This window comes from Amycolatopsis sp. NPDC114478, from assembly GCF_055633805.1.
In genome coordinates, this window is the sequence record NZ_JBVKDO010000032.1 from 23,440 (window position 1) to 37,799 (window position 14,360).

At 71.5% G+C, this 14,360-nt stretch carries 14 protein-coding genes; 9 read left to right on the forward strand and 5 right to left on the reverse strand.

Features of this window, described 5'->3' with window-relative positions; genetic code table 11:
• The first annotated feature begins 76 nt into the window (after positions 1-76).
• Both ACZ7OH_RS46845 and ACZ7OH_RS46850 read left to right on the forward strand, forming a co-directional pair.
• On the forward strand, positions 77-1,705 hold the full coding sequence (locus ACZ7OH_RS46845) for an ABC-F family ATP-binding cassette domain-containing protein (RefSeq protein WP_470286846.1): 1,629 nt from the start codon (positions 77-79) through the stop codon (positions 1,703-1,705).
• 177 nt (positions 1,706-1,882) lie between these two features.
• Positions 1,883-2,092, forward strand: coding sequence for a helix-turn-helix domain-containing protein (locus ACZ7OH_RS46850; protein WP_003071237.1), 210 nt, complete (start codon positions 1,883-1,885; stop codon positions 2,090-2,092).
• On the opposite strand, the gene ACZ7OH_RS46855 is transcribed toward ACZ7OH_RS46850, so the two are convergent.
• Together ACZ7OH_RS46855 and ACZ7OH_RS46860 are read right to left on the reverse strand one after the other, a co-directional pair.
• Positions 2,079-3,431, reverse strand: a complete 1,353-nt coding sequence (locus ACZ7OH_RS46855) for a glycosyltransferase 87 family protein (RefSeq protein WP_470286847.1) — start codon at positions 3,429-3,431, stop codon at positions 2,079-2,081. The two genes, ACZ7OH_RS46850 and ACZ7OH_RS46855, sit on opposite strands and share 14 nt — an antisense overlap.
• 33 nt (positions 3,432-3,464) lie before the next feature.
• A complete protein-coding gene (locus tag ACZ7OH_RS46860) occupies positions 3,465-4,316 on the reverse strand; it encodes an LLM class flavin-dependent oxidoreductase (protein ID WP_470286848.1) in 852 nt (283 codons plus the stop codon).
• 72 nt (positions 4,317-4,388) lie between these two features.
• Here ACZ7OH_RS46860 and ACZ7OH_RS46865 point away from each other — a divergent pair, with 72 nt between their 5' ends.
• Both ACZ7OH_RS46865 and ACZ7OH_RS46870 read left to right on the forward strand, forming a co-directional pair.
• Positions 4,389-4,829, forward strand: a complete 441-nt coding sequence (locus tag ACZ7OH_RS46865) for a MarR family winged helix-turn-helix transcriptional regulator (RefSeq protein ID WP_470286849.1) — start codon at positions 4,389-4,391, stop codon at positions 4,827-4,829.
• Between the two features lie 97 nt (positions 4,830-4,926).
• Entirely contained in the window at positions 4,927-6,798 is a 1,872-nt protein-coding gene (locus tag ACZ7OH_RS46870; RefSeq protein ID WP_470286850.1) for an ABC transporter ATP-binding protein, read from the forward strand.
• A gap of 43 nt (positions 6,799-6,841) precedes the next feature.
• On the opposite strand, the gene ACZ7OH_RS46875 is transcribed toward ACZ7OH_RS46870, so the two are convergent.
• Both ACZ7OH_RS46875 and ACZ7OH_RS46880 read right to left on the reverse strand, forming a co-directional pair.
• The gene (locus ACZ7OH_RS46875; protein ID WP_470286851.1) at positions 6,842-8,008 is read right to left on the reverse strand and encodes a serine hydrolase domain-containing protein; all 1,167 of its coding nucleotides are present in this window, start codon (positions 8,006-8,008) and stop codon (positions 6,842-6,844) included.
• Between the two features lie 107 nt (positions 8,009-8,115).
• Positions 8,116-8,844, reverse strand: a complete 729-nt coding sequence (locus ACZ7OH_RS46880) for an SIS domain-containing protein (protein ID WP_470286852.1) — start codon at positions 8,842-8,844, stop codon at positions 8,116-8,118.
• Between the two features lie 118 nt (positions 8,845-8,962).
• On the opposite strand from ACZ7OH_RS46880, the gene ACZ7OH_RS46885 reads away from it, so the two are divergent.
• From ACZ7OH_RS46885 to ACZ7OH_RS46905, 5 genes are all read left to right on the forward strand, one after another.
• Positions 8,963-9,655, forward strand: coding sequence for an alpha/beta hydrolase (locus tag ACZ7OH_RS46885; protein WP_470286853.1), 693 nt, complete (start codon positions 8,963-8,965; stop codon positions 9,653-9,655).
• Positions 9,656-9,748: 93 nt separating this feature from the next.
• Positions 9,749-10,996, forward strand: a complete 1,248-nt coding sequence (locus ACZ7OH_RS46890) for a class I SAM-dependent methyltransferase (protein ID WP_470286854.1) — start codon at positions 9,749-9,751, stop codon at positions 10,994-10,996.
• A gap of 96 nt (positions 10,997-11,092) precedes the next feature.
• Positions 11,093-12,298 carry an LCP family protein gene (locus ACZ7OH_RS46895; protein ID WP_470286855.1) on the forward strand — a complete coding sequence of 402 codons (1,206 nt, stop codon included), beginning with the start codon at positions 11,093-11,095 and terminating at the stop codon, positions 12,296-12,298.
• A gap of 41 nt (positions 12,299-12,339) precedes the next feature.
• Positions 12,340-12,873, forward strand: coding sequence for a GNAT family N-acetyltransferase (locus ACZ7OH_RS46900; RefSeq protein WP_470286856.1), 534 nt, complete (start codon positions 12,340-12,342; stop codon positions 12,871-12,873).
• On the forward strand, positions 12,870-13,391 hold the full coding sequence (locus ACZ7OH_RS46905; RefSeq protein WP_470286857.1) for a GNAT family N-acetyltransferase: 522 nt from the start codon (positions 12,870-12,872) through the stop codon (positions 13,389-13,391). Before ACZ7OH_RS46900 ends, ACZ7OH_RS46905 begins: the two co-directional genes overlap by 4 nt.
• A gap of 201 nt (positions 13,392-13,592) precedes the next feature.
• On the opposite strand, the gene ACZ7OH_RS46910 is transcribed toward ACZ7OH_RS46905, so the two are convergent.
• Positions 13,593-14,054 carry a peroxiredoxin gene (locus ACZ7OH_RS46910; protein ID WP_400890177.1) on the reverse strand — a complete coding sequence of 154 codons (462 nt, stop codon included), beginning with the start codon at positions 14,052-14,054 and terminating at the stop codon, positions 13,593-13,595.
• Positions 14,055-14,360: the final 306 nt, after the last annotated feature.

The following is a 14,360-nucleotide window of genomic DNA, read 5'->3' on the forward strand; positions in this document are numbered from 1 at the left end:
CAGCTGGAGTGACGCCGCGGCCTTCGCGGCCGCCTGATGCTGTCCTCCGTACGCCCCCTTTCCACGGGAGTTTCCCTTGATCACGGCCACCGGCCTTGAGCTGCGCGCTGGTTCGCGCATCCTGCTCAACGGCGTCACCGTCCGCATCCAGCCCGGCGACCGCATCGGCCTCGTCGGCCGCAACGGCGCGGGCAAGACCACCTCGCTGAAGGTGCTCGCCGGCGAGGGCGAGCCGCACGCGGGCGAGGTCCGCCGCAGCGGCGAGCTCGGCTACCTGCCGCAGGACCCGCGCGAAGGTGATCTTTCGGTCACCGCGAAGGACCGCGTGCTCTCCGCGCGCGGCCTCGACAAGCTGATGCGCGACATGGAGAAGGCCCAGGCCTCCATGGCCGAGCTCGTCGACGAAGCCGCGCGCGACAAGGCCATCAACCGCTACGCCCGGCTCGAAGAGCGCTTCGCCTCGCTCGGCGGGTACGCCGCGGAGAGCGAAGCGGCGCGGATCTGCTCGAACCTCGGCCTGGCCGACCGCATCCTCGCGCAGACGCTGCAGACGCTCTCCGGTGGTCAGCGCCGCCGCGTCGAGCTGGCCCGGATCCTGTTCGCCGCGGCCGAAGCGGGCGCCGGCGGCAAGTCCGAGACGATCCTGCTGCTCGACGAGCCGACCAACCACCTCGACGCCGACTCCATCAACTGGCTACGCGGGTTCCTCAAGCAGCACGACGGGGGCCTGGTCGTGATCAGCCACGACGTCGACCTGCTGGCCGACGTCGTCAACAAGGTCTGGTTCCTCGACGCCACCCGCGGCGAGCTCGACCTGTACAACATGGGCTGGCAGCGCTACCTCGACGCCCGCGCCACCGACGAGAAGCGCCGCCGCCGTGAGCGCGCCAACGCCGAGAAGAAGGCGTCGGCCCTGCAGCAGCAGGCCGCGAAACTCGGCGCGAAGGCGACGAAGGCCGTGGCGGCCAAGAACATGGCGCGCCGCGCCGAGCAGATGCTGTCCGCACTGGACGAGACCCGGCAGGCCGACAAGGTCGCCCGGATCAAGTTCCCGGACCCCGCGCCTTGCGGCCGCACCCCGCTCACCGCCGAGGGTCTGTCGAAGTCCTACGGCTCGCTCGAAATCTTCACCGGCGTCGACCTCGCCATCGACCGCGGTTCGAAGGTCGTCGTACTCGGCCTGAACGGCGCGGGAAAGACGACTTTGCTCCGGCTCCTCGGCGGAATGGAAACTCCGGACACCGGCGAGATCGTGCCGGGTCACGGAATGCGTTTGGGCTATTACGCTCAGGAACACGAAACTCTTGATCATGATGCGTCGGTGTGGGAAAACATCCGACATCTCTCGCCGGACACCGGCGCGCAGGAGTTGCGGAACCTGCTCGGCTCCTTCCTCTTCACCGGCGAACAACTCGACCAGCCCGCCGGGACGCTTTCCGGCGGCGAGAAGACCCGGCTCGCGCTGGCCGGGCTGGTCTCCAGCGCTGCCAACGTGTTGCTGCTCGACGAGCCGACGAACAACCTCGACCCGGCCAGTCGTGCCCAGGTCCTGGACGCTTTGCGCAGTTTCTCCGGCGCTGTCGTGCTGGTCACGCACGACCCCGGCGCGGTCGAGGCGCTCGAGCCGGAGCGGGTCATCCTGCTGCCCGACGGCACCGAGGACCACTGGTCGGCGGACTACCTGGAACTTGTCCAGCTCGCGTGATCCATGCGTCCATTCGGGTGCAAGATCACTACCGCCCGGCACTGGAATGGCCCAATGTGATCGCAATTTCGGCTGTTTTGAGGCTGTCGTCTGGCAATCCGGCGCTCAGTGTTCGATCATTGCCCCGGCAGGGGCCGATATGTGGCCCAGAACACTCTCGGCGGGAAGGCGATCGACGTGGCTGATCTCAAGAAAGGCGCGCGGATCACCGGCAACACGCGCGACAAGCTGGCCGCTGACCTGAAGAAGAAATACGAGAAGGGGTCCAGCATCCGGGCCCTCGCGGAGTCGACGGGCCGCTCCTACGGGTTCGTGCACCGGGTCCTGTCGGAGTCCGGGGTCCAGCTGCGGGGGCGCGGCGGGGCCACCCGGGTCAAGAAGAAGTAGGCGAGGACTGCTGCGCGGGGGGCGCAGCGGGAGCTTCGGCCACGCGGAACGTCAGGTGGGCCCCGAGCAGGACCAGCGGGTACACCAGGTAGCCGTAGCGGGTGGCCGGGGTGAGCAGGATCAACGCGCCGAGTCCGACGGCGATGCGCAGGACTGCGCCGGAGCCGTTCGCGGGGGGCCGGCGCACCAGCCAGACCAGCATGGCCACGGCCGCGGCGCCGACGAACACGAACGCCGCCACCTGGCCGGCCACGCCGAGTCCGGCGATGAGGTGGCCCGGCAGCGGGCTCGCCGCGGGCGACCGCACGGCGCCCATCCCGAGGGGAAACCGGAAGACGTGCTCGACGAACGCCGCCGGATCCACCAGGTAGACGGGCAGGTGCAGCGCGACCGTCGTCGCCACCAGCGCTGAGGCGAACCGCCCCACCGCGGGCCAGTCCCGGCCCTTCCCGCCGCGCACCAGCACGAACACCGCCAGCACCGCGGCCGCGGGCGCCACGATGAGCTTCGCGCTGACCACCAGCGCCAGCACCAGGCCCGACCACGCGACCCGTCCGGTGGCGGCGAGCGCGCAGGCGAGCACCAGCAACCCGACGATCGCCAGGTCGGGGCCGGCGACGGCCCAGGTGAGCGCGGTCAGCGGGCAGGCCAGCGCGAGCTGCGCGGCGCCGACCGGCACCTTCGGCCACTTCAGCAGCTTCAACGTGCCCAGCACGCACGCGCAGGCGGCGAGGGCGAACATCCAGCGGGCGTCGGTGAGCGCGTCGCCCAGCGGCGTGCCCCCGAACAGCGCCCGCGGCAGGCCGAACACCGCCATGACCGGGCCGTAGGGGGTGTAGTCGTTGACCTCGGGCGGCCGGTGGAGCGCGGTGACGTCGATGTACGGGGTTCCGTGGTGCAGCAGCAGATCCGCGGACCGCTCGATCACCCAGACCTCGGGCTGCGCGGCCCACGAGAACGGGGTGATCAGCCAGTCCACCCCGGTCAGTCGGCGGATCACGAGAAGCAGCAACGGAAGGATCATTGCCAACAAGGCGACGGCGGCGATGCCGCACCAGCGCGAGCCGAGTACTCCGTGCGGCGTACGGCCGGTGCGTGCGGACAGCAGCAGCCACCCGCTGTGCAGCGCGCCGAAGCCGTACGCGACGGTCGCGAAGTTGCCCCAGACGCGGTAGCCGTAGAACTCGGCGACGAGCGCGGTCGGCAGCGCGAAGGCCAGGCAGGCGAGGTAGAAGCCCAGGTCCCAGCGCAGGACGGCCGGGCCGGCTTCGCGCGCGGGAGCCGTGAAGAGCCGTGCCGCGCGCCGCCATGCGGGCGCCCGGCCCACCTCCGTTTCCACCTCTTGAGGCTACCGAGGGGCCCGCTGCCCGGTTCAGCCGACGTCGCGCAGGCGGGGAAGCAGTTCCGCCGCCGCTTCGGCCGCCTTCACGACGTCGTCGTGCCCGGTCGGCATCAGCACCAGCTCGGCGAAGCCCGCCTCGGTGTAGCTCCGCGCGAGCCGCAGCGCACTGTCCGCATCGGACGGCAGCCGGAACTGCACCGCCCGCCGGATCGTCGCCGGGTCGCGGCCGGCTGCCGCGCAGTGTTCGTCGAGGACGCGCGAAAGCCGTTGCAGCTCCGCGATTTCCGTGCCCGGCAGGGCCGCGTTGAGCCAGACGTCGGCATGCTCGGCCACGACCCGCAGCCCGCGCTTCTCGCCGCTGCTGCCCAGCCACAGCGGCGGTTTCGGCTGCACCGGCTTCGGATCGCTGACCGCCCCCGTCAGCGTGTAGTGCCGCCCGGAGAAGTCCGTCGCCGGGCGAGTCCACAGCAGACCGAGGATCGCGCACGTCTCGGCGAGCCGTGCGACGCGTTCGGCCGGCGGTGGGGTCGGGGTGCCCATCATCGCGTCGGTGAGCGCGTCGCCGCCGGCGCCGAGGCCGACGTCGAGCCGGCCGCCGGACAGGTGGTCGACGGTCGCGGCGATCTTCGCCAGCGTGCCCGGGTGGCGGTTCGTGTTCCCCGAGACCAGGCAGCCGATGCGCACCCGTTTTGTCGCTTCGGCCATCGCAGCCAGGAGTGTCCAGCCGTCGAAGATGTCGCCGGTGCGGTCGGGGCCCATCGGCGCGAGGTGGTCGAACACCCAGCAGCCGTCGAACCCGGCGTCGTCGGCGATGGCCCAGACCTCGCGGAGCGCGGCGACGCCGATGTGCTGCTGGGGTGGCTTGAGCCCGATCGTGACCATGATGCTCTCCTGATTATCAGTCATACAAATCATCAGTAAGTCTGACGATCAGCGTAGGGGTAGAGTCCTCCCGTGTCCAGCGACCTCGAAGCGCCGCCCGCCGTCACCCGCCGGCTCGGCTACCTGCTCAAGCACGCCCAGCTGCGGCTCGCCGAGCTGGCCGAGCCGTTGTACGCGCCGCTGGGAATCACCGGCCGCCAGCTCGCCCTGCTCACGCTGTTCGGCGACGGCCCGGCGCTGTCGCAGCAGGACGGCGCGGCCCGCCTGGGCATCGACCGGACGACGATGGTCGCGCTCGTCGACGAGCTGGAGGTGAAGGGACTGGTCCGGCGCGAGGTCGCGCCGGGCGACCGCCGCAAGCGCCTGGTGACGCTGACCGGCGAAGGCGAGCGGGTCCGCGCGGCGGGCGAAGACGTCACCCGGCAGGCTGAGGCGCAGTTGCTGGAGCCCTTGGCCGAAGGGGACGCGCAGCGGCTGCGCGCCGCACTGCACCGCGTTGTTCGCGGGGAGTGAACGGCGGCGGGAAGCAAACGGACAACGCCCGCGTTGTCCAGGTCATATCCGGAGAAAACCTCAGTTATGGTAGAGGTTTTGAGACTGGGGGTTCCCCATGGACAACACCTGGGCGCTGCTGAGCTCGGCGATGCGCGCCAACGACGTGCCGAAGGGGCTGAGCCGCGGCACGCTGAAACGCGTGGCGCGGTTCGCCCGGCCGCACTGGCGGCGGTTGCTGGCCTTCCTCGTGCTGACGGTGATCTCGGCGGTCCTCGCGGTGACGACGCCGGTGCTGGCGGGCAAGGTGGTCGACGCGATCGTCGGCGGCCGTGACCTGCCGCTGGTCATCTGGCTCGCCGTCGTCATCGCCGCGCTGGCGATCGCCGACGCCGGGTTCGGCCTGGTCGAGCGCTGGCAGTCCGCGCGTATCGGCGAAGGCATCATCTTCGACCTGCGGCGTGCGGTGTTCGAGCACGTGCAGCGGATGCCGATCGCGTTCTTCACCCGCACCCGCACCGGCGCGCTGGTCTCGCGGCTCAACAACGACGTCATCGGCGCGCAGCGGACGTTCACCGCGACGCTGTCCGGCCTGGTCACCAACACGATCCAGCTGGCGCTGTCGCTGGCCGTGATGCTGACGCTGTCGTGGCAGGTCACGGTGCTCGCGCTGGTGCTGCTGCCGATCTTCGTGCTGCCGGCGCGCCGGCTCGGCCGCCGGATGGCCGGGCTGCAGCGCGAGGCCGCGAACCTCAACGCGGGCATGACGACGCAGATGACCGAGCGGTTCTCCGCGCCGGGCGCGACCCTGGTCAAGCTGTTCGGCCGTCCGGTGCAGGAGGCGGACGACTTCGCGCTGCGGGCCGGGCGCGTGCGCGACATCGGCGTCCGGACCGCGATGCTGACCCGCTGGTTCATGACGAGCCTGACCCTGGTTTCCGCACTGGCGCAGGCGCTCGTCTACGGCCTCGGCGGGTACCTCGCGCTGACCGGCAAGCTCGCGCCGGGCACCGTCGTCGCGCTGGCGCTGCTGCTGACCCGGCTGTACGCGCCGCTGACCGCGCTGGCCAACGTCCGCGTCGACGTCATGACCGCGCTGGTGTCGTTCGAGCGCGTCTTCGAGGTCCTGGACCTGGAGCCGATGATCAAGGAGAAGCCGGACGCGCGTGCTCTGCCGCCGTCTTCCGGGGTTTCGGTCGAGTTCTCGGACGTCCGCTTCGGCTACCCGGCGGCGGACCGGTACTCGCTGGCGTCATTGGAAGACGTCGCCACGCTCGACCACCGCGGCGGCGACGAGGTGCTGCACGGTATCTCCTTCCGCGCCGAGCCGGGGGAGATGGTCGCGCTGGTCGGGTCGTCCGGCGCGGGGAAGTCGACGATCGCGTCGCTGCTGCCGCGGCTGTACGACGTCGACTCCGGGTCGGTGCGGCTGTCCGATGTGGACGTCCGGGACCTGAGTTTCGCTTCGCTGCGCGAGACCGTCGGCGTCGTGACGCAGGACGGGCACCTCTTCCACGACACGATCCGCGCCAACCTCGCGTACGCGCGTCCCGGCGTCACCGACGACGAGATCTGGGAGGCGCTGGATCGGGCGCGGCTCGGCCAGCTGGCGCGGTCGCTGCCGGACGGCCTCGACACGACGGTGGGGGAGCGCGGCTACCGGCTCTCCGGCGGCGAACGCCAGCGGCTGACGATCGCGCGGCTGCTCCTGGCGCAGCCGAAGGTGGTCATCCTGGACGAGGCGACGGCGCACCTGGACTCGGAGTCCGAGGCGGCGGTCGGCGAGGCGTTGACCCACGCGCTGGTGGGGCGGACGGCGCTGGTGATCGCGCACCGGCTGTCGACGGTTCGCGCGGCGGACCGGATCCTGGTGCTGGAGCACGGGGAGATCGTCGAACGCGGTACGCACGAGGAGCTCTTGGCGCTGAACGGCCGGTACGCGACTTTGCACGCGACGCAGTTCGCGGAGGAGGAGCCGGCGGTGGCGTGAGCGGGAGAGGTGGCGCGCGGGAACCCCGCGCGCCACCTCGCTGTCAGCCCTTCTGCGCGTCCAAGCTCTCGTAGACCGCGTTGACCAGCGCCATCTTTCGCGGATCGTCGCGGATCAGCGGCCCCAGCTGGTTGAGCGTGTAGCCGAACGACATGCCGTTCTCCGGATCCGCGCCGCCGGTCGAGCCGCCGAGACCGTCGTGGCCGAAGGCCGCCGGGTTGGGGCCGAAACCGCGGGCGTCGCTACCCAGGTAGAACCCGAGCCCCCACTCGTTCGGCAGGCCGAGCACCGCGTCGATCTCCTTGCCCTGGCTTTCCCGCGCGCGAGCCAGCGTCGGCGCGGACAGCAGGTCGCCGGTGGCCAGGGCTCCGTAGATCGTGGCGATCGCGCGGGCCGTGCCGTGGCCGTTCAACGCCGGCATCACGGCGCGGCGGAACGCCGGCTCGTTCGCGTGGTGGCCCGCGAGCTGGGGGTTGGTCAGCGCGGCCTGGGCGACCGGGCCGGCCGCGGCGAACGCCGTGGCCAGCGCGTTCGCCATCTCCTCGGTCATGACGGGGTCGACGAGCGTCGCGCAGCGGTCCAGGTCGGCGTCGTCGGCCAGGCCGATCGAGAAGTCCGCGCCCAGCGGCCCGGCGACCTGCTCGGCGAAGTACTCCCGGATGCCCTGCCCGGCAATCCGGCGGACGACCTCGCCGACGAGCCAGCCGTAGGCCAGCGCGTGGTAGCCACCCGCGGAACCGGGCACGTACAACGGTTCCTGCGCCGCCAGCAGCGACGTCATGAGGTCCCAGTCGTACAGCTCTTCGACCCGCACCGGCCGGTCGAGGCCGATCCCGGGCACACCGGAGCGGTGGGTGAGCAGCCACCGCACGGGGACCTGGGCCTTGCCCGCCGCGGCGAACTCGGGCCAGTACTTCGCGACCGGCGCGTCGACGTCCAGCTCGCCGGCGTCGACGAGCTTGTGCGCGCAGATCGCCGTCATGCCCTTGGTCGTCGACCACACGTTGGCGAGCGTGTCCGGCCGCCATTCGGCCGTGCGCTCCGGACCGGACCAGCCGCCCCACAGGGCCACCACGACTTCGCCGTCGCGGATGGCGGTGAAGGCCGCGCCCAGCTCGCCGCGGGAGCGGAAGTTCTCTTCGAAGGCCGCGCGCACCGGTTCGAAACCGGGCGCGCACTCGCCGTGCACCGTCGCCGTGGCGCTGTCCATCGGACCTCCTCGGGGACGACCGGTCCACACCGACCAGTCGGTATGCTCACCGTAAAGCGGCCGGGCACGCCCGTCAAGGCGCGCCCGGCCGGTGCTTTCCCACCAAGTCAGCGCAGCCGCGGCACGATCTCGCCGTACTTGGCCAGCAGCGCCGCGTTGGCCTCGTCGCCACCCTCCACATTGGAGCTTCGCCACAGCGGGACGTCGAGGCCCTCGGCCGTCCCGCGGTCGTAGACCTGGGCGAGCACGAGGTTCCACAGGAACGCGTTGACCACAGTGGACAGCGGCGCGGTGCGCGGCGCGTCCGGCGGGTAGCTCGCGTCGCCGGGAATCACCAGCGAGTCCAGCACCACCGTGCCCTGCTCCACGAGGTTGCTCGACGACCGCTTCGGCGCCGCCGCCACGCACGCCCGCGACGTGATCGCGATGACCGCCGCCCCGCGCTCGCGGGCCTCGATGCACAGCTCGACCGGGTACGGGTTGGAGCCGGACGTCGAGAAGACCACCAGCACGTCGTCCGGGCCCGGTGCGCGCTCGGCCAGCACTTCGGCGGCCAGACCGCTGCGCCGTTCGGTCTGCGTGCTGCTCACCGCGCCGTGCAGCGGCAGCAGGTCCGGGTGGTACAGCGGGTAGACGCACGCCAGGCCGCCGGCCCGGTAGAACGTCTCGGCGACGGCCGCCAGCGAGTGCCCGGCCCCCGCGGTATAGACCAGTGCGTCGGCCCGGATCACCCCCAGCACCAGATCCGCCGCTTCGCGCACCGCCTCGGCGTTGGCCTGCTCGACGTCCGCCAGCTGCTTCGCGACGCTGCCCGAGATGTTCGTGGCGCTCACCACACCCACCCTTCCGTAGGGGATCGGGCGCCGAATCTACCGCGAAGATGGTGGTGCGCGGTGGAATAGCCCGGTGGGCGGGTGCGGTTGACCCGGATGCGGGTGACAGGGGAGGACGCGGGTGAGCGAAGCGGAACCGGCGGTGTCGGTGTGGCCGGCGCGCGGGCGGACCGAAGCGGTCGTGCTCGTGCTGCACGGCGGCGCCGAGCGCGGCACCGGCAGGGTGGCGCCCTGGAAGCTCGCTTTCCTGCGGATGGTGCCGATCGCGCGCGCCCTGCACCGCGCCGGCCGTCGGCACGGCGTCGAGGTGCGCCTGGTGCGCAACCGCCGTTATGGCTGGAACGCCCCCGCGATGGACCCCGTCGACGACGCCCGCTGGGCCCTCGACCGCATCCACGCCGACCACCCGGGCCTGCCCGTCGTGCTGGTCGGTCACTCCATGGGCGGCCGGGTGGCGCTGCGCGTGGCCGGCGACCCGGCGGTGCGCGGGGTTTGCGCGCTGGCGCCGTGGACGCCGCGGGGCGAGCCGGTGGACGCGGTCGCCGGGCGGGCGGTGCTCATCGTGCACGGCACCCGCGACCGGATGACCAGCCCGGCGGAGTCGCACGCCTTCGCCGAACGCGCCGAGGGCGTCGCCGCCCGCGTCGCCCGGTTCGAGATCGCGAACGAAGGCCACGCGATGCTCCGCCGGTCGTCCGTGTGGACCCGGCTCACGATTGCTTTCACACTGGAAGTGCTCGCCGGGAACGCCGGCGCGGAACTCCGCGGCGCATGGGCCGCGCCGGGGCCCGAGCGGCTCCGAATACCGGTGTAGAACCGCCCCGAACAGGGCATACAGCGAAACGCGCCGCGGGGGTGCGGCGACTACGATCGTTCACCGGCGCACCAGGCCGGCGGAGGGAGAACCGTGACCACCTCGAGTGTTGACCGCGCTCAGGACATCCCCGACGAGTCTCGTTGGCCGGGCCTGGCCAGCCCGCCGCGATCGGCGCTGCGCGCGCGGATCGCCGCCGCGTTGTTCCGCCGCGCGGTCCGCCCGCTCGACGTCCGGGTGGTCTTCCCGGACGGCACGGTGCTCGGTGCCGGTGGTCCGGAATCACCCGAAATGCGTATTTTGCGACCGGAAGCGTTCTTCCACCGCCTCGGCGTCGACGCCAAGATCGGCTTCGGCGAGTCCTACATGGCCGGTGACTGGACGGCCTCCGACCTGGCCGAGGTGCTGACGCCGTTCGCCGAGCGGATGGCCACGCTCGTGCCGCCGGTGCTGCAGAAGTTCCGGAAGATCGCCGAGCGCACGCAGCCGCCGTCGGAGGAGAACACCCTCGAAGGCGCGCGGGCCAACATCCACCGGCACTACGACCTGTCCAACGACCTGTTCGGCGCCTTCCTCGACGAGTCGATGATGTACTCCTCGGCCCTGTTCGGCCCCGGCGAGGACCTCACCGCCGCCCAGTACCGCAAGATCGACAGCGTGCTGGACTACGCCGGCGTCCGCGAGGGCAGCGAAGTCCTCGAAATCGGTACCGGATGGGGTGAACTCGCCATCCGCGCCGCCGCCCGCGGCGCGTACGTGACGTCCCTGACCATTTCGGAGGAACAGCGCGCGCTGGCCACCGAGCGCATCGCCGCGGCCGGGTTCTCCGACCGCGTGGAAGTGAAGCTGTGCGACTACCGCGAGTCGAGCGGCCAGTACGACGCCGTGGTCAGCGTCGAGATGATCGAGGCCGTCGGCGCGTCCTACTGGCCGGCGTTCTACGCCACGATCGGGGAGCGGCTGCGCCCCGGCGGCCGGTTCGGCCTGCAGGCGATCACCATGGACCACGACCGGATGCTGGCGGCTTCGCGCGCCTACACCTGGATCCACAAGTACATCTTCCCGGGCGGCATCATCCCGTCGGTGCGCTCGGTCGAGGAGGGCGTCAAGGCGAACACCCGGCTCAAGCTGGCCGGGATGCGCGAGTTCGGCCAAGACTACGCGCGCACGTTACGGTTGTGGCGCGAACGGTTCCTGCACCGCTGGACCGACATCGCCGGGTTCGGGTTCGACGACGTCTTCCGCCGGATGTGGGAGTTCTACCTGGCCTACTCGGAGGCCGGGTTCCGCTCCGGGTACCTCAAGGTCCACCAGTTCGGCTACGAGGCGACCGGCAAGTAACCCCGCCGGACAACCCGACCCGATGCCGGACGTCCTCTTTGTAGAGGACGTGCGGTGTACTGGCGACGACAGTTTTGTCCGGATCGGGATTGGGTGATGGAGATGACGTACCGTGGCGACGACGGCGGGCGCCGCATGCCGCCCCGGCCTCCCGCGCGTGCCCGGGACCACCAGCGCGCGCAGATGATGCCGCTGCCCGGCCGCGGTCGCAGCCCCTACGACGAGCGCACCCGCCCGATGGGCACGCGCGAGGACGATCCCCAGTACGCGCCGCCCCCGCCGCCCCGGCGTGACCCCCCGCGCCCGGACGAGGACTACCCGCCGTCCCGGCCGCCGCGCCGGCGTCGCTGGGGCTTCGGCCGGATCCTGCTGACGCTGCTGCTCGTGTTCGTGGTGTTCCTCGCCGGCATCTGGGTCTACCTGGAGTTCTCCATCAAGCGCGTCGACGCGCTGACCGACTACTCGGGCCGCCCGGTCGCCGCGGCCGGCACCAACTGGCTGATCGTCGGCTCCGACAGCCGCGAAGGCCTCACGGCCGCCGACGAAGAGCGGCTGGCCACCGGCGACGTCGCCGCGGCGGGCGGCGGGCAGCGCACCGACACGATCATGGTCGCGCACCTCCCGGACAACTCCACCAAGCCGACGCTGCTGTCGCTGCCGCGCGACTCCCAGGTGAAGATCCCGGGCCACGGCACGAACAAGATCAACGCGGCGTTCTCGCTGGGCGGCCCGAAGTTGCTCACGCAGACCGTCGAGGGCGCCACCGGGCTGCACATCGACCACTACGCGGAGATCGGCTTCGGCGGGTTCGCCAAGATCGTCGACGCGATCGGCGGCGTCGACATGTGCATCGACAAGGACATGAACGACACCGTCACCGGGATCAGCATCAAGGCGGGCTGCCCCCAGACGCTCGACGGCCGCTCGGCGCTGGGCTTCGTCCGCATGCGCCACAGCGACGCGACGCCGCGGTCGGACCTCGACCGCGTCGCCAACCAGCGCAAGTTCATCGGCGCCCTGGTGAGCCAGATCGCGAGCCCCGGCACGCTGCTCAACCCGTTCCACTTCTTCCCGCTGCTGGGCTCCGGGCCCGACGCGCTGACGATGGACTCGGGCGACCACGTGCACAACCTGGTGGGCCTGGCGATCGCGATGCGCGGCATCTCCTCCGGCGGCGTCGTGACGACGACCGTCCCGGTCACGAACGGCTCTGCCGAGAACTGGGACAAGACCAAGTCGAAGCAGCTGTTCGACGCGCTGAAGAACGACACGGAGATCCCGGACAGCGTCATCAGCAATTAATTCGGACGCGGTTTCGTCTCGGCCGGGGCACCATGGGAGCCATGGAGACCCCGGCCGAGACGTTCACCCGTGACGAGTTTTCGCTGACCCGCTGGCAGTCCGGCGACTGCTCGGCCGCCGCGGCGGCGGTCTCGGGGTCCGGCGGCCACCTGGCCGACTGGGTTCCGTGGGCGGTCGGCGGCTACACGGAGTCCGACGCGGCGGCGTTCCTGCGGCTGACGCACGAGAACTGGGAAACCGGCCGAGCCCACGAGTGGGCGATCCGGGTGGCCGGCTCGCTCGCGGGCGGCGTCGGCGTGATGACCCGCGAGGGCGGCGTCGAGACCGGCTATTGGCTCGCGCGGGAGTTCACCGGCCGCGGTCTGGTGACCCGCGCGGTGACGCTGCTGGTTTCGGACGCGTTCGCGCGCGGCGCGGGGTACGTCGAGATCAAGCACGACGAGGCGAACGTCCGAAGTGGAGCGATCCCGGCCCGGCTCGGGTTTTCCCTGGTGCGCAAGGAACCCGCTGACGACGGTGTCCGGCCGCCGTCCTGCGTCGGGGTCAAGCAGGTGTGGCGGAAGGAGAAGCCGTGAAGGAGACCTACACCGGTGACGGCTTCACCCTGACCCGCTGGGAGTTCGCCGACGAGCCGGAGCTCACCGCGGCGGTCGCCGGGTCCCTCGACCACCTCGGCGCCTGGCTGATCTGGGCGGCCGGCGGCTACACCGCCGAAGACAGCGCCGAGTTCCTGCGGCGCACCCGGAAGAACTGGGAGAGCGGGGAAACGCACGACTTCGCCATCCGCGTCGACGGCGCGATCGCCGGCGGCATCGGCACGATGAAGCGCGACGGCGGGATCGAGATCGGCTACTGGCTCGCGCGCGGGCACACCGGCCGCGGCCTGATGACCCGCGCGGCCCGGCTGCTCACCGACGAGGCGGTCCGGCTGGGCGCGGGCTACGTCGAGATCAAGCACGACGAACTGAACGTCCGAAGTGGAGCGGTGCCCGAGCGGCTCGGCTTCGTGAAGGTGCGCGAAGAGCCGGCCGAGAAGCCGCTCGCGCCGTCGTGCACGGGCATCAACCACGTTTGGCGTTGGGAGCGGCCGTGATGGAGACCCTGATCTACCGGACCGAACTGGGGCACCGGTGGCTGTGCGAGCGGCAGCGCGCCACCCGGCCCCCGAGACGCCGGCGCGCCGACGAAGCCCCGGCATGGGCTCGCCGGCGCGACGGGCGCCGTCGCGGGGGGTGGCCGTCCGGTACGCGGCTGCGCCGGCCGCCGCGGGTCTGGCCGCCCCGCCGCTGAGCGGTCAGGAAACCTTGTTGCGCTCCCGCAGCACCTTGAGCGCCTGGTCGGCGTGCACGGTGAAGTTCAGCTCGCTCTTGATCTTCTCGAGGACCTTCCGGTCTTCGCCGATCACGAACGTGACGCGCTTGGCGTGCAGCGGCAGCAGCTTCCGCCAGACGCCGAACTGCTTCGCGACTTCACCCTCCACATCGGACAGCAGGGGGTAGTCGAAGCCGTTGGCCTCGGAGAACTGCCGCTGCTTGGTGATGCCGTCCGGGCTGATCCCGATCCGGTGCGCGCCGACCTCGGCGAACTCGGCGGCGAGGTCGCGGAAGTGGCAGCTTTCGGCGGTGCAGCCCCCGGTCATCGCGGCGGGGTAGAAGAACAGCACGACCGGCCCGGTGGCCAGGAAGTCCGACAGCGTGCGCTCGGCGCCCTGGTCATCGGGCAACGTGAAGTCGGGGGCGAGGTCTCCGGCGTCCATGGACGTCCCTTCTCATCGGCGGCAGAACCCATCCTGCCGTGTGTTCGGAGCCACCGCCCCACCGGCTTGGTCAGTGCGGGCGGAGATCACGCCGGTCCGCGGCTCTCGGCCAGGACGCGGGCGCCGGTCCGCGACGACCGAGCCGGCGCTCGCTCGGGTGGGGGCCGCTTGCGGAGTGCCCGACCGGCGGTGCCGGCTTGCCGCGACCGAACCCGCGCCTGCTTGCCCGAGGGACCGCCGGCTGCGGCTTGCCCGCCCGATGGCGCTGGTCGACCGGGCCCGGCGCTCGCTCGCTTGAGGGAGCGC

Coding starts and splice junctions, on each gene's coding strand:
- ACZ7OH_RS46870 (WP_470286850.1), top strand. CDS start 4,927: ATGGACAACACCTGGGCGCTGCTGAGCTCGGCGATGCGCGCCAACGAC.
- ACZ7OH_RS46875 (WP_470286851.1), bottom strand. CDS start 8,008: ATGGACAGCGCCACGGCGACGGTGCACGGCGAGTGCGCGCCCGGTTTC.
- ACZ7OH_RS46910 (WP_400890177.1), bottom strand. CDS start 14,054: ATGGACGCCGGAGACCTCGCCCCCGACTTCACGTTGCCCGATGACCAG.
- ACZ7OH_RS46895 (WP_470286855.1), top strand. CDS start 11,093: ATGGAGATGACGTACCGTGGCGACGACGGCGGGCGCCGCATGCCGCCC.
- ACZ7OH_RS46900 (WP_470286856.1), top strand. CDS start 12,340: ATGGAGACCCCGGCCGAGACGTTCACCCGTGACGAGTTTTCGCTGACC.
- ACZ7OH_RS46860 (WP_470286848.1), bottom strand. CDS start 4,316: ATGGTCACGATCGGGCTCAAGCCACCCCAGCAGCACATCGGCGTCGCC.